The organism is Alteromonas sp. BZK5, from assembly GCF_014349115.1.
Classification (GTDB): Bacteria; Pseudomonadota; Gammaproteobacteria; order Enterobacterales; family Alteromonadaceae; genus Alteromonas; species Alteromonas macleodii.
Genome location: NZ_JACSOE010000031.1, coordinates 25427 through 46127, shown reverse-complemented (window position 1 = coordinate 46127; position 20701 = coordinate 25427). Strand labels below are relative to the sequence as shown.

Annotated in this window: 16 protein-coding genes; 11 read left to right on the top strand and 5 right to left on the bottom strand. The window is 43.9% G+C overall.

The genetic code is table 11. The features are described 5' to 3' along the window. From BIZ39_RS10975 to BIZ39_RS10965, 3 genes are all read left to right on the top strand, one after another. Positions 1–609, top strand: a 609-nt coding sequence (locus BIZ39_RS10975) for a HesA/MoeB/ThiF family protein (protein ID WP_187446969.1), incomplete at its 5' end; no start/stop codon positions are given. 90 nt (positions 610–699) lie between these two features. Continuing rightward, the gene (locus tag BIZ39_RS10970) at positions 700–1818 is read left to right on the top strand and encodes a succinylglutamate desuccinylase/aspartoacylase family protein (RefSeq protein ID WP_014949777.1); all 1119 of its coding nucleotides are present in this window, start codon (positions 700–702) and stop codon (positions 1816–1818) included. Positions 1819–2268: 450 nt separating this feature from the next. Continuing rightward, positions 2269–4128: a DUF4209 domain-containing protein gene (locus BIZ39_RS10965; RefSeq protein WP_187446968.1), complete on the top strand. Its 1860-nt coding sequence runs from the start codon at positions 2269–2271 to the stop codon at positions 4126–4128. Positions 4129–4267: 139 nt separating this feature from the next. On the opposite strand, the gene BIZ39_RS10960 is transcribed toward BIZ39_RS10965, so the two are convergent. The 4 genes from BIZ39_RS10960 to BIZ39_RS10945 all read right to left on the bottom strand — a co-directional run bounded on the left by BIZ39_RS10960 (position 4268) and on the right by BIZ39_RS10945 (position 8022). Further along, positions 4268–4564, bottom strand: a complete 297-nt coding sequence (locus BIZ39_RS10960) for a type II toxin-antitoxin system RelE/ParE family toxin (protein WP_187446967.1) — start codon at positions 4562–4564, stop codon at positions 4268–4270. Beyond that, on the bottom strand, positions 4552–4809 hold the full coding sequence (locus tag BIZ39_RS10955) for a type II toxin-antitoxin system Phd/YefM family antitoxin (protein WP_187446966.1): 258 nt from the start codon (positions 4807–4809) through the stop codon (positions 4552–4554). The genes BIZ39_RS10960 and BIZ39_RS10955 overlap by 13 nt, the downstream gene beginning before the upstream one ends. A gap of 93 nt (positions 4810–4902) precedes the next feature. Then, positions 4903–5559, bottom strand: coding sequence for a hypothetical protein (locus BIZ39_RS10950; RefSeq protein ID WP_187446965.1), 657 nt, complete (start codon positions 5557–5559; stop codon positions 4903–4905). Positions 5560–5574: 15 nt separating this feature from the next. Beyond that, positions 5575–8022 (bottom strand): zinc-dependent metalloprotease, encoded by a 2448-nt coding sequence (locus tag BIZ39_RS10945; RefSeq protein ID WP_187446964.1) that lies wholly within the window; start codon positions 8020–8022, stop codon positions 5575–5577. 456 nt (positions 8023–8478) lie between these two features. Here BIZ39_RS10945 and yegQ point away from each other — a divergent pair, with 456 nt between their 5' ends. From yegQ to BIZ39_RS10925, 4 genes are all read left to right on the top strand, one after another. Then, complete coding sequence (yegQ, locus tag BIZ39_RS10940) at positions 8479–9852, top strand: tRNA 5-hydroxyuridine modification protein YegQ (RefSeq protein ID WP_410369561.1); 1374 nt, start codon at positions 8479–8481, stop codon at positions 9850–9852. Between the two features lie 3 nt (positions 9853–9855). Then, positions 9856–10101 carry a YfhL family 4Fe-4S dicluster ferredoxin gene (locus BIZ39_RS10935; protein WP_069944478.1) on the top strand — a complete coding sequence of 82 codons (246 nt, stop codon included), beginning with the start codon at positions 9856–9858 and terminating at the stop codon, positions 10099–10101. A 117-nt stretch (positions 10102–10218) separates the two neighbouring features. Continuing rightward, complete coding sequence (locus tag BIZ39_RS10930; RefSeq protein WP_187446962.1) at positions 10219–11448, top strand: aminotransferase class I/II-fold pyridoxal phosphate-dependent enzyme; 1230 nt, start codon at positions 10219–10221, stop codon at positions 11446–11448. Between the two features lie 138 nt (positions 11449–11586). Next, positions 11587–12762, top strand: a complete 1176-nt coding sequence (locus tag BIZ39_RS10925; RefSeq protein WP_187446961.1) for a saccharopine dehydrogenase family protein — start codon at positions 11587–11589, stop codon at positions 12760–12762. 74 nt (positions 12763–12836) lie between these two features. On the opposite strand, the gene BIZ39_RS10920 is transcribed toward BIZ39_RS10925, so the two are convergent. After that, positions 12837–14018, bottom strand: a complete 1182-nt coding sequence (locus BIZ39_RS10920; RefSeq protein WP_187446960.1) for a pyridoxal phosphate-dependent aminotransferase — start codon at positions 14016–14018, stop codon at positions 12837–12839. A gap of 370 nt (positions 14019–14388) precedes the next feature. Between BIZ39_RS10920 and BIZ39_RS10915 the strand changes: the two genes are divergently transcribed. The 4 genes from BIZ39_RS10915 to BIZ39_RS10900 all read left to right on the top strand — a co-directional run bounded on the left by BIZ39_RS10915 (position 14389) and on the right by BIZ39_RS10900 (position 20660). Further along, a complete protein-coding gene (locus BIZ39_RS10915; RefSeq protein WP_014976784.1) occupies positions 14389–14652 on the top strand; it encodes a Rho termination factor N-terminal domain-containing protein in 264 nt (87 codons plus the stop codon). A 299-nt stretch (positions 14653–14951) separates the two neighbouring features. Continuing rightward, a complete protein-coding gene (locus BIZ39_RS10910; protein ID WP_049587291.1) occupies positions 14952–15926 on the top strand; it encodes a DUF1852 domain-containing protein in 975 nt (324 codons plus the stop codon). 125 nt (positions 15927–16051) lie between these two features. Continuing rightward, complete coding sequence (locus BIZ39_RS10905) at positions 16052–17092, top strand: methionine synthase (RefSeq protein ID WP_049587218.1); 1041 nt, start codon at positions 16052–16054, stop codon at positions 17090–17092. A 727-nt stretch (positions 17093–17819) separates the two neighbouring features. Next, a complete protein-coding gene (locus BIZ39_RS10900; RefSeq protein ID WP_014949791.1) occupies positions 17820–20660 on the top strand; it encodes a TonB-dependent receptor domain-containing protein in 2841 nt (946 codons plus the stop codon). Positions 20661–20701 lie beyond the last annotated feature (41 nt).

Genomic DNA, 20701 nt, shown 5'->3' with positions numbered 1-20701 from the left:
GGCGTGGGCTCTCTTACACTTATCGACCACGACACTGTTGAGGCCACCAACCTGCCAAGGCAAACCTTGTTTAGCGAACAAGATGTAGGAATAAGTAAAGTAGAGGCGGCTAAAGCGCGGCTTACTGCAATAAACAGTGACTGCGACATTACCGTAATGGCAGAACCGTTTTCGGCGCCCAGCTCTACTCAGCTTTCACCAGCATTAAAACAAGCCATAGAGCGAGCTGACGTTGTGCTAGATTGCACCGACAATACAGACTCACGAGATTTAATAAACCTATTTTGTTTTAAACTAAATACTCCGCTAGTATCGGGCGCAGCCATTCGCTTTGAAGGCCAGCTTTTCGTTGCTATACCCGGTGAGAGCCGCTGCTATGCATGCTTACGAACGCTATTTGAATCATCCGATTTAAGCTGTGTTGAGGCAGGTATATTCTCGCCAGTAGTAAATATTGTTGGTACTTACCAAGCAATGCTAGCTATGCAAGTATTGATGGATTTCGATAATATTCCTAAAAACACGTTAATGACGTTTGATGCTCTGTCGCACGAGTGGCGAAACTGGAAGTTACCTAAAGGCGTAGATTGCGAGCTATGTGCTTGTTAAGTTTAGGTGCATTTGCGGCATGAATTCTAAAAACGTGGTTAAAAGCAACAGACTAAAACAAAGAACAAGACAGAAAATAGGTTGATTTAAATGACAACCCAAGTAGTGAAAAAACACATGGTAGTGGCGCAAAACGCGTCTGGACGTAACATGAACGTGCCAATTTATCGAATGAAGGGCGCGCGCCCTGGCCCCACCGTGTATATTCAAAGTTCTATTCACGGCGCTGAAGTGCAAGGCAACGTGGTTATTTACCATCTCATTCAGCGCTTAAAAGACATGGATATTTGCGGCGAAATTATCCTAGTGCCCAACTGTAACCCCATTGGTACTAACATTAAAGCCGGTGAGTACACATTAGGCCGGTTCGATCCTGTGAACGGTACAAACTGGAACCGCGGCTACTTCTTCGATAAAGATGCAGTTGAACATTTCGCCAAAACAGTCACCCGCGAAGAGTCAATTGAAGGCATAAAACAACGTTTTCGTGCTCACTTGTCTAACGCTATAGACAACAAATTGGCTGAACCATGGGGTTTAGGCTTGGCACAGCAGTTAAACCTAAAGCTACAGCAAATGGCGGTCAACGCCGATTTCGTGTTAGATCTCCACAACGGCCCGGTGTCTACCCGCCACGTTTATATTCCCGAATACGCCAAAGACAGCGCCAAGCTATTTAACATTCCTCACTGTATTTTTATTCCAAACGTATTTGCGGGGGCGTTGGACGAAGCGACGTTCTGCCCATGGTGGACACTGCAAGAAAGCATAAAAACTAATTTAGCGCGTGAGGTAAGCTTTAACGTTGAAGCGTTTACGCTTGAAATGGGTAGCCAAGAAGTTATCGACTTTAACGAAGGTAATATAGACGCCACCAGTATTCTTAGCTACTTAAACGCCAAAGGCGTATTGCACGAATGCGATATTAAACCGACAGAAATGAAGCGTTTAGGCGTGTATTTAAAAGACTATAAAACCCTGTTTACTAACTGGGGCGGCATGGTGGAGTACATGGCGAAACCAGGCCAAACGGTGAAGAAAGGCGAACCACTGGCGCAAATTTTAAATATTGACGACCTGGATACCGACAACGGCAGCAGGACCTTAGAAGCGCCTTGCGATTTGATCCCTATTCTACACTTCCCGTCGGCTTCGGTGTTAAGTGGTACGCAGTTGTATAAGGTGTTTACGAATTATAAGGAGTTGTAGATTTTTGTACGCAAGTTGATGGAGTAAAACTTTATTACAAAATGGTTGATTAGGGTACGTAGGAACGTCTCACGCAAGTCACTGGTTTATTCTTTGAATTACTTCCTGCCGTTTAATTATTTGGAATTAAACGGCATGAGGGCCCATCGCTCAAAGATAGTTCGATGGCTGCAATGAGCGTTTAGCGGACGTTGAATAAACTATTCTATTTCTCAATGGTTATTTTCCCCTTATTAATACTAACAGGCAATTTGCCTGTTTTCTGAAACAGATAAAATGTTAAATTTCAAATCACTATCTGACTAGTAGCAGCTAATTATCAGTGTTATAAATTGTTGCAAAATATAAACAGGCGATGTAGTGGCAGAAAAAGAGGCAACTTGCCAATTGATAAACTTTTATGCGCCAGAATGATTTGCCAATTTATGGATTAAAGATCAAGGAAGTTGAATGACTGATTTGTTAAATGATGCTCGACAACAATTCATCGCCTGCGAATGGCAGTATGACGTACAACCTGAAAATCATTATGGGTACTCTTCTGTCATGCAAAGCCTTCAGAAGCATGCAAAAGTGAAGGCTGAAGCTGGTTTAGAAGAACAAGCAAAAATTCTTGAATTACTTGGACGTGCCGCATCAATGATGCTCGCTCCTGGCAGCTTAAACGAGCCTTTTAATCCCTATTTTGCAGATTATCAGGCTGGAAGGCGTTCGGCTATTCCTGAAGATTTCACGGTAGATGACTTAGCTTTTTTCGAAGTAATACTGAATGACATAGTTGAGCCTTGGTTGAAGGCAAGGCTAGCGGATTTATTATGGCTGTGTAAAAAGCCAAGAAATCCGGAGCATGCGAAAGTCGCTATAGAGTCTTATATTGTGCACACCATCGATCCTGATACTTGGCATCGTGACATAAATGACTGTTGGGAACGTTCTGCAAGATTATGTATGCAAGTAAAGGACTTTGAGAAGCTAAATGATATCAAGAACCAACTATTTGGAGCATTTGGTATTGAGTATCCAAGTAATAAATTCATGGCTCTACGAATCGCGGGTTTACTGGACAAACTCAAAATAGATCATGAACTCAGAGAAAATATAGCACATGAATTAATGAGATATGGCACTGGCCTAAAGCGCGAAGGTGATTTCAATTCTGCGAGATCTTATTTGGAGTTGGCGGCAAAGAAATTCCAACAGTGTCGTGATGAGCAAGCCTGGCTGGAGTGTTTGGCTTCGATAGCTGATTGCTTCGAAAAAGAAGCTGATTCTCGATCTGGCGGCAGTAATATGGTCTCCAACTCCTTCTATGAAAATGCAATACAAGCATACCGTCGTATTCCAGTCAAAAATCGTGAGAATTACAACGTCAACAGCAAGATAGAAGTAATTCGTACAAAGATAACAGAATCAGGCAAGGCTTCATTAGATGAAATGGGGCTGGTGAAAACACCGGGAGTGGACATCTCCGATATGGTCGAATCATCAATAGCGCATGTCTCAGGAAAACACTCTATTGAAGAGGCATTAATGTATTTTACCGGACTTTATCCTGGCCCTGAATACCAAAGGCTAGCCGATAGTGCTAAAGAAAGTATGCAGCATAGCCTCCTAGGAAGTCTAATTGGCTCCAGTCACATGAGTGGCGATGGAAGAGTAATCGCAAAAACACCACCAATGAATCTAAATGCAGGTGAAGATGATCCGGCCAACCAAGCAGTTTTACATAGGCAGATTCAGCGGCAATTTTCTATCGAAACTCAGATTACTGTTGAGGGACAAATACTACCCGCTTTAAGACAATTGCTTATGGAGCATAGATTTACGAAAGAACTCATGGAGGCATTGTGTCATCATTCTCCTATTGTTCCGCAAAACCGGAAACACCTTCTAGGTTATGCGTTGTGGCTAGGTTTTGAACACGATTTCGGAAATGCAATTCACCTATTGTGTCCGCAACTCGAACATATCGTTCGTGTTCAATTAAAAGAAGTTGGTGCACATACTAGCAACATAGACCGAAAAGGTATTGAAAACGAAAATGGTTTGAGCACACTGATGGATTTGCCGGATGCAGTAAACATTTTTGGCCAAGATTTAGTTTTTGAAATTAAAAGTGTTTTCACTGATGCTTTGGCTTTCAACTTGCGAAATGAGGTCGCACATGGGCTTTTGGACGACAACTCATCATCATCAATCTCGGCCATATATGCATGGTGGATGATTCTTAGGTTAGTGGTTCGGTCCATGATGCTTGGAGGTCTTCGAAAACCTGAAGGGTCTCCTGAAGGTGGGCAGCCTAGCGAATAATCTGCATAACAAATCAAAGATCTCGGAGTCTGTAAACGACGCCAGTGTTTATGGCGGTACGAATGACAGCTTTTGGCACAAGCCGTAAGTAACGAATAAAACTGCTGTGTTCACCAAGTGTACTTAAAATGAATCAACGCTAATCTAATAAAAAGCGCCTAAGATCTTGTTCGTGCCGCATTACGTGCAAAATAAAGGCTTTGTTGTCCTCAAATTTATAAAAAATTCGACAGGGCTTTACATAAAGCTCGCTGTAATTGAGGGGTGGTAATTCGGGGACTGACTTTCCTGATTTAGGATATTCCTTAAGTATTTCTACTTTGGCGAAGACTTCTTTAACCAGTTTCTTTGCCGCAACTAAATTAGATACCGCTATGTATTCAGCAATCTTGTCCAAGTCATTTAGAGCAGGTTCTGTCCATACTATTTCAGCCATTTATCCATTTTCTCTTTGGCCTGCAAGTTAGTTAAAACGTCATCATTTCTTATTGCCTGCTCACCTTTTGCGATACCTTCCAGAATCGACATGCGCTTTTGCATCATCTCATAATCATCAACATCAACTAAGTAAGCCGATGGCTGACCACGCTCAGTAATCAAAACAGGCTCTTTTGAAGTGTGCAGGTCTTGCAGAATTTTTGTGGCTTGTCTCTTTAATGTAGTAACTAATTCTACTTTCACGATGCAGGTTCCAGCTTTCAAATGTATCACTATAGTATCACTTAACGATAACCACACAAGATTTCATTCACTCAGAGCAGAGTTACAAGGTACCTAACCACACCCTACTTCACCCAAACTAACGCGATATTTAAACCCACCACGCTGATTAAATACGTCAAAACCATTATCAGAAGCTTTAAGCTCTAGCTCCCATACCCAATTTGTTTTTTCAATAAATGTTAGTTCATAGCGGTCTAAAGGAAGTGGGCATTTTAAATAGAAATAATGGTAGGCCGTACCCATGGCACCTGGGTCTGCGGTAAACACGTAAATAGTGTTATTTCCTATTTCAAATTCTTTATGAAAGTAGTCTCGGTTGGATCCTAGTGTTGCATCAATCAGTACACCTAATAGACCTATCGCAATCTGAATGAAAGCCACTATTGCTAAAATACAGCTCAAAACAACAGATAACCATTTACTTTTAACAAGATATCTCAATCTACCGTGCTGCGTGAAAAGCAGGTACACACCTGCGCAAAGCGCTATAAGCTTAACTAAGGCTAACGCGTCGCCGACCTGTGACATAAACTTGGGGGAATGGTAGTTTAAGCCCCACAGCACACCACCATGCAGACTTTCCACTAATGGAACTAATATCAGAATTAGTACAGCGAGTAAGGATGTGACCAAGGCCGCAAAGGTTCTTTGCGGCACTTGCTTGTTACTCGGGCTATGATTTTGCTCTAATTGCGTTGTCCCTAACATTAATTATCAACTTCCTTAAATCGGCGAACCTGGCGGTAGCGGCTCTACTTCAAAGGTACTTGGCCATGCCTTACTAGCCCAATAAGTATCGAACTGTTCTTTCAGTATTTCATACTGATTGTCGTCTGCTTTGTCGTCTAACCATTCGCTAAATTCAAGAAGAGCAAGTTCGGCTTCCATTCTTACTTCAGGCGCCAACTTATCGTTAGTTACTGCTTTCATCACTGCATTTAACGCCACTAACTGTAAGCGTTTTGCTAATGGGCTTTGTGACTTATTTTTATACCAGTGAACGTTAAGTATTTGCTTCACCAGCATAGAAACGCCTACTTTTTTGCGTCTGTCATTACTACTTCTTGTTTGCCACTCTAAGCGGTTTAAGCGCTCTGGGTGCAATAGTAATTCAAACGCAAAGTTAGATGCTGAAGCAGCGGCAGAAACAGGGTCTAACATTAACCCCATTTTGCCCTTAAAGTGCTCGCGAGTAATATCGTCGCCATAGGCTGTAGGTGGAATAAGGGCGAGTACCGATTCAGGTATAGTCAGGTAATCAGCAGTAGTGGCAGTAATTAACTGTTGCATTGCGCGCTGCTGCACCGCAGGTGCTACAAACTGTTGGCCCTGTGCTTGGGTGTAGTCACCTTTGCGCTCGTATTCATACACTAAACCGCCGACTTGCTTTGCAACGGCTTCTAACTGATAACGGTGGAGTAAGTAAATAGGCACTAAAGCATTTTCAAGCGAGGATAAACTGCTATTTGGGCTTAGGGTGTCTAAACCTAAATTGGCTAACGCCAGTTCGCGTACTTGTGAAATTTCATCGAAAGCATCTAGCGGATTGCTACCGTTTTCCCACATATGGCCGTTTGCTGATGCATGACGACTGCTGCGCGTATCTGGGTCTGACTTAAAGCTCAAGCCTTCATTGCGGCCTTTTACGATAATCTTTGCCAAGGCTTCGGCTTCTTCTACATCGCTGGCAAAGTCTTGATAGCCATACGCTACGGCGTGAATATCCCATGCGCCTATGCCTTTGTCATACGCGCCTTCTAGGCTAATTTTGCCGTTTTTAATACTAATTTTGGGGTGAGGATAATCCATTACCGACGCACGGTTATTTTCACTTGCCGCAAAGTTGTGGGCTATACCCAATGTGTGCCCTACTTCGTGGGCTGAAAGCTGCCTAATGCGGTCTAAAGCCATTTCTTGCTGTGCAGTGGTGTCGGTGCTGCCGTCCTTAAAAGGACTGGTTAGGCCAAGGGCAATTAAATAATCTTGTCTTACACGCAATGAGCCGAGCGTAACGTGACCTTTGATAATTTCACCAGTGCGCGGGTCGACAACCGACGACCCATAAGACCAACCGCGCGTTGCGCGATGTACCCAGTTGATTACGTTATAGCGCACGTCCATTGGGTCGGCACCTTCGGGCAATACTTTCACCTGAAACGCATCTTTGTAGCCTGCGGCTTCATAGGCTTGATTCCACCAGCTCGCCCCTTCTTTAAGCGCGGTCATTACGGGTTCTGGAATACCAGGATCTAGGTAATACACAATAGGCTCTACTGCTTCGCTCATTGCAGCATGCGGGGTTTTCTTGTTTAAACGATGGCGGGTAATAAAACGCTGTTCAGTAGGCTCGCTGATAGGCGTTGAATAATCAAAGTAACTGAATTTCCAGTAGCCCGAGTACGGGTGGTACTCTCTGGGCGTGTAATTGTCGTCAGGCAGCGCCACAAACGAATGATGCAAGTGCACCGACAAGCTTTCTGGGTCGGGCGTAACTTGCTGCACGTATTCGCCTGGCTTCTTACCTGCAAAGGTGACTAAAGCCTCTAATTCAGTATTTTTTTCAAAGCCTTTGGTTTTAGGTAAATACACGCCGCTTCGCATGTTATCTACGCTAAAACTGCCTTGGTTAGTTCCCGCTAAGCGATTGCCAATGCCATGGATATCGCTTAATAATAACGGTGTGTAATCTATTAGACTGGCGCTGTCGTTTTTGGCTACCAGCGTAAAACCTGCGATAACCGAATCAGCAAAGGCTTCATCAATGCTCTGTTTCTCAGCGTCGCTGCCATGGGCTGCTCGGTATTTGGTGTTGTGCTGCTTTAATAAAACCTTGTTTCCAAATTTTTCAAAGCTTACTAAACGCGTATTGCCTAGCTGGCCGCGATCAAGGCCAATGTCGTTAGACCCTACGCCATAAGGCAAACTGCTTTGAAACAGATATTCGGCGTGGGCTGTTGGCACCGCCAAGTAAACTTTGTCGCTTTCATCGTCATAGTAAACAGGAATTAAACCATCTTTTTTGGTCATATCGCTGGTGAATTCACCAATGCTTGGCAGCGCAGCCAACGCGGAAGACGTAGACACGACAAATAATACCGTAATCGCAATGGCCGATTTACCCGATGCTTTTACTTGTCGCGCCGCTTTATGAAAAATGTTCAATTGTAGCATGCAGTTAGTCCTTATTATTGTGAATTTCTAGCCTACCCTATGTGGCGGGTTTTGCCCAAGGTTGTTCATCGTTTAATGCGCTCTTTTTGCTTGTTATTTAGCTGTGAACAGGCTTGGTTTTTCCTACCGAAGGTAATGCACTAAAAACGCAACTATATGGAAGAAAACAGCTGGCATTGACTCAGCTCAATTGCCGTTTAAACATTCAAAAACACAAGCGACAACAAATTATTTGATCTTGGTCAACACCAAGCTTTGTTTGAGTTGTAGAGGTATTTTACGGCTTATAAAATCCGCCGCCTTGTTTAAAGCGTCTAGTAGCGGTTTTTATCTATGACTTCAAAATTATCACCTAATCGCAGCTCTTCTAACCTACGTGAAGACTCAGTTTCAACATTGCCAAACCAAACGTTAATCGCGCCAGAGTTGCTTGCACCTGCGGGTAGCTTACGCAACATGCGCTACGCTTTCGCCTATGGCGCTGATGCTGTTTATGCTGGGCAGCCACGCTACTCGCTTCGCGTAAGAAACAACGAATTCAGCCTTGAAAACTTAGCGATAGGCATAGAAGAAGCACATGCTTTAGGTAAAAAGTTCTATGTAGTAAGCAACATTGCTCCGCACAACAGTAAGCTAGGTACCTACTTAAAAGATATTTCACCAGTAATTGCTATGAAGCCCGATGCGTTAATTATGTCGGACCCAGGGCTTATTATGATGGTGCGCGACGCCTTCCCTGAAATGCCTATTCACTTGAGTGTGCAGGCCAATGCGGTGAACTACGCCACGGTGAAGTTTTGGCAGAAACAAGGTATTGAGCGCGTTATTTTGTCTCGAGAGCTCTCTTTGGAAGAAATTGAAACTATTCGCGAACATGTTCCAGACATGGAGTTAGAAGTATTTGTGCATGGCGCGCTTTGTATGGCGTATTCAGGCCGCTGCTTATTGTCTGGATATATGAATAAACGCGATCCGAATCAGGGCACTTGTACCAATGCTTGTCGATGGTCTTACGATGTTAAGGCAGGCGAGGAAAACGAAACTGGCGACATCGTTCTAACCAGTGAGATTAATAAGGCAGTTACAGCACCTCAAGTGGTAATTCCTACCCTTGGTGAAGGCACGCCAAGCCCCAAAGTGTTTATGTTAGAAGAAAAGGAAAAGCCTGGAGAACTGATGCCAGCTTTTGAAGACGAACATGGCACCTATATTATGAATTCTAAAGATTTGCGTGCCGTGCAACATGTTGGCAGGTTAACCCAAATGGGCGTGCATAGTTTAAAAATAGAAGGCCGCACTAAATCACATTACTACTGTGCCCGAACCGCTCAAGTCTATAGAAAAGCAATTGACGACGCGGTAGCAGGAAAGCCTTTTGATAGTACATTAATGGGAAGCTTGGAAACTTTAGCTCATCGAGGTTATACCGAAGGTTTCTTGCGTCGCCATGCACACCACGCGTATCAGAACTATGAGTATGGCCACTCAGTCAGCGATAAACAGCAATTTGTTGGTGAAGTGATTGATCGTTGTGAAGAGTCTGGCTATGCAATTATAAATGTTAAAAACAAATTCTGTGTAGGTGACTCGCTCGAGTTGATGACGCCAAGCGGCAACATTACCTTTACTCTAAATGAGATGCTGGATAAGAGAAACCATTCTATTAAGGATGCTAAAGGTTCAGGACACCAAGTAAGAATACCAATTCCTAGCGATGTGTCTTTAAACTTTGCCCTACTGCTGCGAAATTTAGATGAAGGCGTTGATACCCGCAATCCGTTTCGAAAAGCGGCTAACGCAGTAACACCCGAAAACGTGAGCGAGGCATAATGCATGGCACTGCTTATTCTTAATAGCTGCATTAACTGCGACATGTGCGAACCTGAATGCCCTAATGCCGCTATAAGCATGGGCAGTAAAGTGTATGAAATAGACCCATTACGCTGTACAGAATGCGTGGGGCATTACGATGCGCCCACTTGCGTAGCGGTATGCCCAATAGATGTTGTTAAGCCTGACCCGCACAATAAAGAATCACTAGACGAGTTGGCCGAAAAGTTTGTTCGTTTAAATAGTTAGCTATGAAGTAAGTCAGCGAGTTAATTGTACTTCTCGAAGAATTCCCTTGAATCATAACCAAGAGTGATCCCTAATTGCGGTACAGTTTGAATTGGCACTACTAATAAGGGGTTTATTTTGAAGTTTGCCTCTCGCGCTACGGCGATTTCTCCGTTTCTTGCTATGGCCTATGGCGAAAAAGCCACGGCACTAGAACAGCAAGGTAAAGATGTTATAAGACTTAATTTAGGCGAGCCTGATTTCGGCGCACCCGCGGCAGTCCTCGCCGCAATGAAAGAAAGCTTAAATGCCCCAGTTTTTCCCTATACCTCGGCGCTGGGCATGCCTGAACTACGTGAAGCCATTGCACGCTTTTATGAAGTTAAACATAGCGTAGCGGTAAGCCCTTCTAGAGTGGTCGTGACCGCTGGGGCTTCTGGCGCTTTACTTTTGGCAAGTGCTGCCTTGGTTGAACCAGGCGACAACGTGATATTGGGCGACCCTTCTTACCCTTGTAACCGACGTTTTTTAAACGCATTTGGCGCAGAGGTAACGCTGGTACCAACACGCAGTGAGGATAACTTTCAGCTAACCGCAACAAGTGTTGCCGATAATTGGAAGCACAACACGAAAGGTGTACTTATTGCAACACCTGCCAATCCTACTGGTACGGTTATAGATGCAGAAGAGTTGACTAAAATTGGCGAGTACTGCAAATCCAAAGGTGGCTTTTTAATTGTTGACGAAATTTACTTGGATCTATCGCTTTCGGCTGATCTTGATGTACGCAATGATACATTCGCTTCCCAATCGACCTTAGGCACTGATACCAAACTTCAAACCGTACTTGCCAATGCACAGCTTGAAGAAACAGTGGTCGTAATAAACAGTTTTTCCAAATATTTTGGCATGACCGGCTGGCGTCTTGGCTGGTGTGTGGTACCTGAAGCAATGACGCCCATCGTTGAAAAACTCGCGCAGAATTTGTTTATTTGCCCCTCTACCCTATCGCAAAAAGCCGCTCTTGCGTGCTTTACACCAGAAGCATTGGCGCAATGCGAGCAAAACCGCCATACGCTGGAAAAGCGTGCTTCCCTTGTTTTTAGTGCACTTGAAAATATGGGGCTTGGTTTAGATGCAAAGCCTGACGGTGCGTTTTACGCCTACATCAATATTAAACATACGGGCTTAACTGCAATTGAATTTTGTGATGCCCTACTTTCACAACATCACGTAGCGCTTACGCCGGGTAATGATTTTGGTGAGCACAATGCCAACCATTACGTAAGACTGTCTTTCGCCACTAGCATTGAACGCTTGGAGGAAGGGCTTTCACGGCTTGCTGAGTTTGTAGAATCATTAAGCTAACGCTTTTTTATGCTCACCATTTAATTTCGTGAATAGACAAATATTACCGAAAAAAATGATAGATATGGGTGCTTGTGCGTATATTGAGTAACGCATATTGATGACACGTGTCGAAACGAGATAAAACAGGACAAAACAATGAGTAACGAACGGGAATTTGATGTAGTTATTTTCGGTGCTACAGGTTTTACGGGTAAGTTAGTAGCTGAATATTTTCAGGCTCAGTATGGCAGCGACAGCAGCGTTAAATGGGCAGTGGCAGGCCGCAACGAAACCAAGTTGAACGACGTAAAACAAGAGTTAGGGATTAGTGACAATGTTGTAAGCATTGTCGCCGACGGTGATGATGCCGATGCACTTGACGCTATGACAAAGCGCACGGCGGTAGTACTTACCACCGTAGGTCCATACCAAATTTACGGTGAAAAATTACTTTCTGCATGTGTCGATAACGGCACCGGCTATACAGATCTTTGCGGTGAGCCAGCCTGGATGCACCAAATGATCAACAAATACGAAGCGAAAGCTAAAGAAACCGGCGCAAACATTGTGTTCTCGTGCGGCTTTGACTCTGTGCCTTTTGACCTTGGTGTGCACTACCTTCAAGAACATGCCAAAAAGCAAACTGGCCATGTCATTGAATATGTAAAGGGTCGCGTTCGCAAAATGCAGGGCACTTTTTCTGGCGGAACCGCGGCCAGCTTGAAAGCAACTATGGCGGCAGCGCACAAAGATAAGTCTGTGATGGCGGCGCTTATTAACCCGCATTCGTTAACCGACGGCGCATCAAATCAGCCACAGCCCGACGGCAATAAACCTTACTTCGATGAGCAATTAGGCACATGGGTTGCACCATTTATTATGGCGGCTATTAATACGAAAAACGTTCATCGCACTAACTATCTGGGCGGATATAGCTACGGCAAAAACTTCCAATACGATGAAATGATGATGACCGGCCCAGGTGAGAAAGGTGAAGCCATGGCGAATCACGTTGCCAAAGATAAGTCGCTTGCTAGTGATGATGGCCCTAAACCAGGTGAAGGCCCGAGCAAAGAAGAGCGCGAAAATGGCTTTTACGATGTCATGTTTGTGGGTACCGCTACCAATGGTGATATGCTAGCCGTATCGGTAAAAGGCGACAAGGATCCAGGCTACGGCTCTACCAGTAAAATGATTTCAGAATCTGCCCTTTGCTTGTGCAAAGACGTTAGTTTATCTGGTGGTTTCTTCACACCTGCGGCAGCACTTGGTAACAAGCTTATCCGCCGTTTAGAAGAAAAAGCAGGCTTAACATTTGCTATCGAGAAATAGCGATTCAAAAAACGAAGGCTGAACACAAATTGCGTTCAGCCTTTTCTCTCTACGCTAGGTGTTATTGTTGTTTTTTAAGCGAGTACCGCTTTTAATGCTTTAACGCACGCGTCAGTTTCTTCAGGTGTCCCTACGCTAATACGTGACCATGAGTCGTACCCAGGCCACGTGCGCCCTACAACCTTTATACCTTGAGCTTTCATCTTTTCTGCAAATTTATCGTGCGGCATGCCCGTATCCATGTAAATAAAATTCCCTTGTGGATTTGGCGCAAACGGCTGCTTTAACTCTTTGGCTACTTTCACTAACTTTTCACGCTCAGTTTTAATGCGCGAACGCATCGTGTTTAAGTTTCCGTGGTCGTCCATACTCGCCATACCCGCTACTAATGCCAGGTAATTCACACCACCCATGCGCAGCATACCGCCCATTGTTTTAGCTTGCTCAGCAGGCATGATGGCGTAACCGAGACGCTGTCCCGCCATGGCGTGAATTTTAGAGAAGGTGCGGCAAATCACCACATTGTACCCTTCAGCTACTAGCTTCGATTGCACATTAGCTGGGTAAGCATCAGACATTTCAATGTAGGCTTCATCGATGAAAACCTGTGCTTTTTTCGATACGCGTTTTGCAAAAGCGGTAAGCTTCGCCGCATCTACCATGCTCCCTGTCGGATTATTTGGATTACATACGTACACAGCAGTCGTATCTTCGGTTACTGCTGCTTCAATTGCATCTAGATCAAAAGTCATATCATTGGCTAGCGGCACGTAGGTCACGTCTGCCCCCATAAACTCAGCGCCACGTGGTACGCCTTCGTAGGTTGCCATAGACGTTACCAGCTTATTGCCGTTTTTGGTGATCCAGTCCGCATAGCCAAAAAGAATAGGTGAAGAGCCATTCGTAATTACGATTTGCTCAGCAGATACGCCTTCTTGCTCAGCAATTTTTTGCGCTAACACTTCAACCGTAGCGTCGGTATAACGCGCTAGGTTTAAAAGCTCGCTTTGCATTGCCTTTGCGGCTTTTTTTGACGGCCCAAAGGCGTTTTCATTTGACGATAAGCGAATAAGACCATCGTTTACATTGGGGGTAGCAGACGGAAAGTGTTCAGTTTGCATCCCTGCGGCACGAAGGTCGCCCATAATACTGTCAACGCTGGTCGTTAGCGCTACCGCGCCTGCACCTAATCCCACTGACTTTAACCAATTACGGCGTGAAGAATTCACGGTGCTCTGTTGTTCATTTTTATTCATATTTCGCTCTGTCTTCCGTCTATATTCACTTTAGACTAAAGGCTTAATTTTGAACGCGCAATAGCATAAAAAACCTAAACCATTGACATAATTGCACTTTTTACGTGCATGTGGCGCACTAAAATTGACAACATAAGAAGTTTTAACGCGTTAAGTCGTTACATTACGGTGCAGCGTTATTTTGTCGTTTTTGGCGTTTGCGATGAATGACATTTTTTCTGATGTTAAAGGCGCAGCACTCTCTCGCTATTGGTTCTTCGCACTTGAAGCCTGCCTTTTAAACGACTGTGTAATCCATCTATATAAATACAGAGTAAGAATTACGACGAAACATTAATCGATTACTCAGTATGCAAAACAGGAGTTAAATATGGCTAAGGACCACGGCAACCAAATTAAAAACGACGACACTTACGAAGCCCTTCGCGACGAAGGCTATAGCAAAGAGAAGTCGGCGCGCATTGCCAATGCGCAAGCCAATAGCGAACAAACCCCTTCTAAAGATGGTGGAAAAGGCAAAAAGTACGAGGATCGCACTAAAGAGGAACTGTATCAAAAGGCCAAGGAAGTCGGCATTGAAGGTCGCTCTAACATGAGCAAAGACGAATTAATTGATGCGTTACGCAATCATTAGTGGCGGATAGACCGCCACATACAAAAACTGGTCACTGTGGCGGTGATGATTACGTTCTATCAGACACGCATCATTTGTGCATTTCGTGGCAAACCTCAACTTCAAGTAAAGATCTACCGCCTCAATAGTAGGCGACTAGCTCTTCGCCCGCCCAATACATGACAATATTTCATGATAAAATGAAAATAAGTCATTTTTATTCATAGTTAAATCAACGTATAACGTGTTCATAGCTTTTACAGCAGTCTCACTACTCGGTTTAACTTTAGGAATAGAAGCGCATTCTCATGAACAACAACGTGAACACAGATTTCTCTTTTACTATTAACAGCGTTCAGTTTAATGAAGATTATCGCCCTTCAGACAACACACGCATCACCACCAACTTCGCCAATTTAGCTCGTGGTCAACGCCGCAAAGAAAATTTGCGCGATGCACTAAGCATGATAAACAACCGCTTCAATGCACTGGCTAACTGGGATAATGAAAGTGGCGATCGCTATGCTGTCGAACTTGAAATTGTGTCGGTAGATATCGACGTTGAGGGTAACGGCAACACATTCCCAACTATCGAAATCTTACAAACCAATATAATTGACAAAAAAACGGGTAAACGCACTCAAGGTATTGTAGGAAACAACTTCTCGTCTTATGTTCGCGATTATGACTTTAGCGTTCGTCTATCTAATCACAATCGTGGCCAGTCTTCGTTCAGTGTCCCTACCGATTTTGGTGATCTGCACGGAAAGTTGTTTAAGTATTTCGTTAATTCAGAAGCCTATAAAGCACATTTTTCAAAGCTGCCGGTCATTTGTTTAAGCGTTTCCGACAATAAAACCTACCGTCGAACAGAAAATCAGCACCCCGTTTTAGGTGTTGAATATCAGCCTAATGAATCATCACTAACTGAACAGTATTTCAAGAAGATGGGCTTAAACGTGCGCTATTTCATGCCACCAAACAGTGCTGCTCCTTTTGCATTTTATTTCTTTGGTGATTTGTTAAACGACTACACCAATTTAGAACTTATCAGCACTATTGCTACGATGGAGACCTTCCAGAAAATTTATCGCCCTGAGATTTATAACGCTAACGCCCAGGCAGGTTTAAGCTACAAACCAAACTTGAAAAATAGCGATCACTCAGTGACTCGCATTGTTTATGACCGTGAAGAGCGGACTCATCTAGCCGTTGAACAGGGCAAGTTCGTAGAAGAGAACTTTATAAAGCCTTATCAACACAAGTTGGCGCAATTCACAGCAAGCTATGCCTGATCCGTTGATTTAGATACTTGCGATATTCAAACCGCACACGTTGCGACAACAAAACTATGATAAGGGCAGCACGTTCTGCCCTTCGCGCATCCATACAAATTATTGATTAGAAGAAAGCGAATCACATGAAAAAACTACTCCCCACTTCTATTGCAGGCAGTCTTCCAAAACCATCGTGGCTTGCACAGCCTGAAACTCTGTGGTCGCCGTGGAAGCTAGAAGATGAAGCATTAGTGGAAGGCAAAAAAGACGCGCTTCGCGTTACGCTTCAGGAACAAGCCCTATCAGGCATAGATATTGTGTGTGACGGTGAGCAAACTCGTCAGCATTTTGTAACTACTTTTATTGAGCACCTTGACGGTGTTGATTTTGAAAACCGTAAAACCGTACGTATTCGCAATCGCTACGACGCTAGCGTACCTGTCGTTACCCATGCTGTTACACGGCCAAAATCAGTGTTCGTTGAAGACGCAAAGTTCTTAAGGAGCCAAACTGATCAGCCCATAAAATGGGCGTTACCTGGCCCTATGACGATGGTTGATACGCTGTACGACAACCATTATAAAAGTCGCGAAAAACTTGCGTGGGAGTTTGCCAAAATACTAAACCAAGAGGCAAAGGAGCTTGAGGCTGCTGGTGTTGACATTATCCAGTTTGATGAACCTTCGTTTAACGTATTTTTCGATGAAGTCAATGAATGGGGTATTGCCGCTTTAGAAAGAGCCATTGAAGGGCTTAAATGCGAAACTGCAGTGCACATTTGCTACGGATATGGCATCAAAGCTAATACCGATTGGAAGAAGACATTAGGCTCTGAGTGGCGACAATATGAGGAGAGCTTTCCTAAGTTAGCAAAATCCAATATTGATATGGTTTCTCTGGAGTGCCATAACTCTCATGTACCCATTGAACTGATCTCGCTTCTTAAAGGCAAAAAAGTGATGGTGGGCGCTATTGATGTTGCAACTGACACAATAGAGACACCAGAAGAAGTAGCAGCTACATTACGTGAAGCATTAAAGTACGTGGATGCCGACAAACTCTACCCTTGTACAAACTGTGGTATGGCGCCCCTTTCACGACAGGTTGCTCGAGGCAAGCTTGAGGCGCTCAGCGCTGGCGCTGAAATAGTAAGGCAGGAATTAGCTCAGAAGCTCAGTGCTTAATACGCCTCAAAACTTTTGTTAAGCAAGAGCATTTTGAAAGCGCACTAAAGCCCATATCAACGTGGGCTTTTTTATTTCTAGCGGTTCAAAACAGTATCAGCGTTATTCTCATCTATTCGACCTTATTTAAGGTTAACTCCCTTACATTATTTATAGTTTCTACAGAATCAAGGATAATTAAAAACATCATTAAGAAATAAGAGAGAAAATATAACACATGGAGAAGCAACAAATATTTAACTTATGAGCAACATTAGCAATTACCTGATTTAAAACAGCGACAAAACAACTATTATTCACGTTAAAAAAAGAAACTTTAATATACACGGTTTAAATTTACTCAGTTAGTGCAATATACGAGCAAAAATCTTCTAACTCAAAATTAACCAAGCAAATTAAAAATAAGACGAAAACCGCTTAATAAGAGCTCTAAAAAGACACTTTTCGACCACATGGTCAATATAAAAACAATTATTGAGTATTATTAATACAAAACTTAAAAATATTAATTAAACCTACTATTTATAAATTCTTTAAAATTAAGTTAACTCTTTCATAGCTAGAATTTAATTCACCGCAAAAAATTGATTTATTTAATACTAGATAATTAGAATGCGCGCCATTGCAACATAAGTAAAAACTACGCATGCAATTTGGCTAGCCCTTGCCTATTTACGGGGCGTTAACCAACAACAAGCACGTAAATCTAATTCACTAGGAACAATCCATGAAAAATATTGCAACTGCAGTTCAGTTAGCATTAGCAGGAAGTGTCGCGTTGACCTCAGGCAACGTTCTTGCACAGGACTCAACAAATGAAAGCGCTGACGTTGAAAAAATTCAGGTCACCGGTTCTCGTATCTCTCGTCAGGGCGCTATCGCTCCATCACCAGTAACAGCCATTTCTGGTGAGTCACTTCTTAATTCAGGTGCGATGAACATTGGTGAGGTGCTTAATGAGCTTCCTTCACTTGCAAACACATTCTCATTGGGTAATTCAGGTCAATTTATTGGAACTGCCGGTCTAAATATTCTTGACCTACGCGGTATGGGTACTGACCGCACGTTAGTATTGGTAGACGGTAAACGTCACGTATCTTCTTCAGCAGGCTCTGCAGCGGTAGATACCAACACCATCCCTACTTCGTGGATTGAGCGCGTAGAAATCGTTACTGGCGGTGCTTCTGCGGTTTATGGTGCAGATGCAGTAACTGGTGTTGTTAACTTCATTCTTAAAAAGAACATTGAAGGTTTCGACGTGAGTGCGACGCAAGGCTTTGCACAGGAAAACGGTTATAAGAACGATAAATACCAAGCATCATACGGCTTTAACTTCGACAATGATCGCGGCAACATTGCTTTTGCAGCCGAATACAGCTCACAAGAAGCTTTAGAGGCCCTTGACAACCCTTGGACTGCAACGTCGTATCGTAATATGAGCTTTGAAAGCATCATGGGATACGAGCGCAGTGAAGACCAGTTAAATTCAACGGCATTTCCTGACAACTTTTACACTGCTAATGCGGGCTACTACACACTAAACAACTCTGGCGTTTTTGGCGGCAACTCTCAGACTTTCAACGCTGACGGTTCAATTCGCGAAATCTACACCGGTGACCAAGTAGACGGTGCGTTCTGCGCAAACTGTGATTCGTTTAACCTGCGCCAGTTTACGCAGCTTCAGCCTGAGTTTGATCGTACTAACCTAAATGTAAAAGGTAACTACGAGCTAAACGACGACACCACAGTGTATGCACAGGCTAAGTACGCGCGTACTCGTGCAATTACAATGGGTCAGCCTGCTTTCTTCTATGGCGGCTCAGAGACAACCATTTATCGTAACAATGCCTTTCTAGATGATAGCGTTGCCGCATACATGGATGAAAACGAACTAGACAGCATTCAGCTTAACCGCATGATGACTGACCTAGGGCGCCGCACCGAAGCAGACGAGCGTGAAACTTATCGTTACGTGCTAGGTATTGAAGGCTACATTGGTGACGAGTGGAGCTACGAGGCATTTGTAAACTACGGCAAAACTGAATTAGAGCGTGAGAACCGCAACAACCTTGTTTTGCAAAACTTCGAGAATGCACTTAACGCAATAACTGACGGCGATGGAAACATTGTTTGTGCGTCAGGTAGTGATGACGGCTGTGTACCGCTGAACATTATGGGCTTTGGTCAGCCTTCACAAGAAGCAATTGACTACGTCAATACTACATCAGTTGGCACAAGCAAAATTGAACAATACAACGCTGGCGCAACCATCGCAAACTCTGGTATTTATGAATTACCTGCAGGATACGTTGGCTTTGCAGCCGGTGTTGAATATCGCAAAGAAAAAAGCGAAATTGAAGAACCTGATAATGCAGCGGGTACCTTTTTCAACACTCTAGGTGAAGATAAAGGCGATTACGATGTATCAGAAGTATTTACTGAAGTTACTATTCCACTACTTGCCGATCTCCCTGGCGTAGAAATGCTGACATTTGATACTGCGGCGCGGATTGCCAACTACTCTTCGATTGGCAACGCGAAAAGCTGGAAGCTTGGTCTAGATTGGAAAGTGTATGAAGATTTACGTCTACGTGCGACAAAATCATCTGCACTACGCGCGCCGAACATCGGTGAACTTTATGGTGAAGCAAGCCAAACCTTCTTCCGCGTAGACGATCCATGTCGTACAGACAACCTTGCTGACTTAGCCAACGCCGACCAACGCATTGCAAACTGTGCAGCGTTAGGTATCCCTGCAGATTTCAACTCTGATTACGACTCAGCAACGCTAGAAGGCGTAAACGGTGGAAACATCGACTTGCAAGCGGAGAGCTCAATCTCTAAAACACTAGGTGTTGTCTATACTCCTAGCTGGTTTGAAGGCTTTACCGCTACTGTTGACTACTGGGAAATCGAGCTGACAGACGCGATTTCGTCTATTGACGGCCAAACAATTTTGGACCGCTGTGTTGACTCTGAGTCGGGTATTAACAACGTATACTGTGGCCTTATCGACCGTGATGGAACTACCGGTGAAATCACTCAGATTCGTAGCTATGCATTGAACATCGCGGGTCAAGAAGCCAAGGGTATCGACTTCGAACTAGGATATGATTTCGACGCGCTAGAAGGCGCATTCCGTACTAGCTTGATTGCGACTTACCTTAAAGACCGCAAAGAATTCCCATTCCAAGATAACCCTGAAGTATTCTATCAGTACGCAGGTACGGCAGGTGAATCTGATTGGCAGGGTGTATTCACCATCAACTATAGCCGTGGTGATTGGGAAGCAAGCTGGAAAACTCGCTACCTAGAACGTTCAAGCCTTTACGACAACCAAGAGTTAGCGCGTAACCCAAATCCGAGCAACCGTATGGAACTGCCTTCATACGCTGTGACTGACGTGACCGCGGGTTACAACTTTGCTAACGGTGTTAGCCTAACCGTGGGTATTGATAACCTGTTTAACCGTGCGCTACCGACGGGCACGACAGGCACGGGTTCAATAGACGGCGCGTACGACAACATTGGCCGCTTCGGATACGTTACCGTAGCGTACAAAATGTAATTTACGTAATATTGAGCAATGATAAAAACGGCGCTTATTAG

Excerpts from the sequence above, each read along its gene's own strand:
- BIZ39_RS10970 (WP_014949777.1), top strand. The coding sequence starts at position 700 with ATGACAACCCAAGTAGTGAAAAAACACATGGTAGTGGCGCAAAACGCG.
- BIZ39_RS10965 (WP_187446968.1), top strand. The coding sequence starts at position 2,269 with ATGACTGATTTGTTAAATGATGCTCGACAACAATTCATCGCCTGCGAA.
- BIZ39_RS10960 (WP_187446967.1), bottom strand. The coding sequence starts at position 4,564 with ATGGCTGAAATAGTATGGACAGAACCTGCTCTAAATGACTTGGACAAG.
- BIZ39_RS10950 (WP_187446965.1), bottom strand. The coding sequence starts at position 5,559 with ATGTTAGGGACAACGCAATTAGAGCAAAATCATAGCCCGAGTAACAAG.
- BIZ39_RS10945 (WP_187446964.1), bottom strand. The coding sequence starts at position 8,022 with ATGCTACAATTGAACATTTTTCATAAAGCGGCGCGACAAGTAAAAGCA.
- yegQ (WP_410369561.1), top strand. The coding sequence starts at position 8,479 with ATGCGCTACGCTTTCGCCTATGGCGCTGATGCTGTTTATGCTGGGCAG.
- BIZ39_RS10935 (WP_069944478.1), top strand. The coding sequence starts at position 9,856 with ATGGCACTGCTTATTCTTAATAGCTGCATTAACTGCGACATGTGCGAA.
- BIZ39_RS10925 (WP_187446961.1), top strand. The coding sequence starts at position 11,587 with ATGAGTAACGAACGGGAATTTGATGTAGTTATTTTCGGTGCTACAGGT.
- BIZ39_RS10920 (WP_187446960.1), bottom strand. The coding sequence starts at position 14,018 with ATGAATAAAAATGAACAACAGAGCACCGTGAATTCTTCACGCCGTAAT.
- BIZ39_RS10915 (WP_014976784.1), top strand. The coding sequence starts at position 14,389 with ATGGCTAAGGACCACGGCAACCAAATTAAAAACGACGACACTTACGAA.
- BIZ39_RS10905 (WP_049587218.1), top strand. The coding sequence starts at position 16,052 with ATGAAAAAACTACTCCCCACTTCTATTGCAGGCAGTCTTCCAAAACCA.
- BIZ39_RS10900 (WP_014949791.1), top strand. The coding sequence starts at position 17,820 with ATGAAAAATATTGCAACTGCAGTTCAGTTAGCATTAGCAGGAAGTGTC.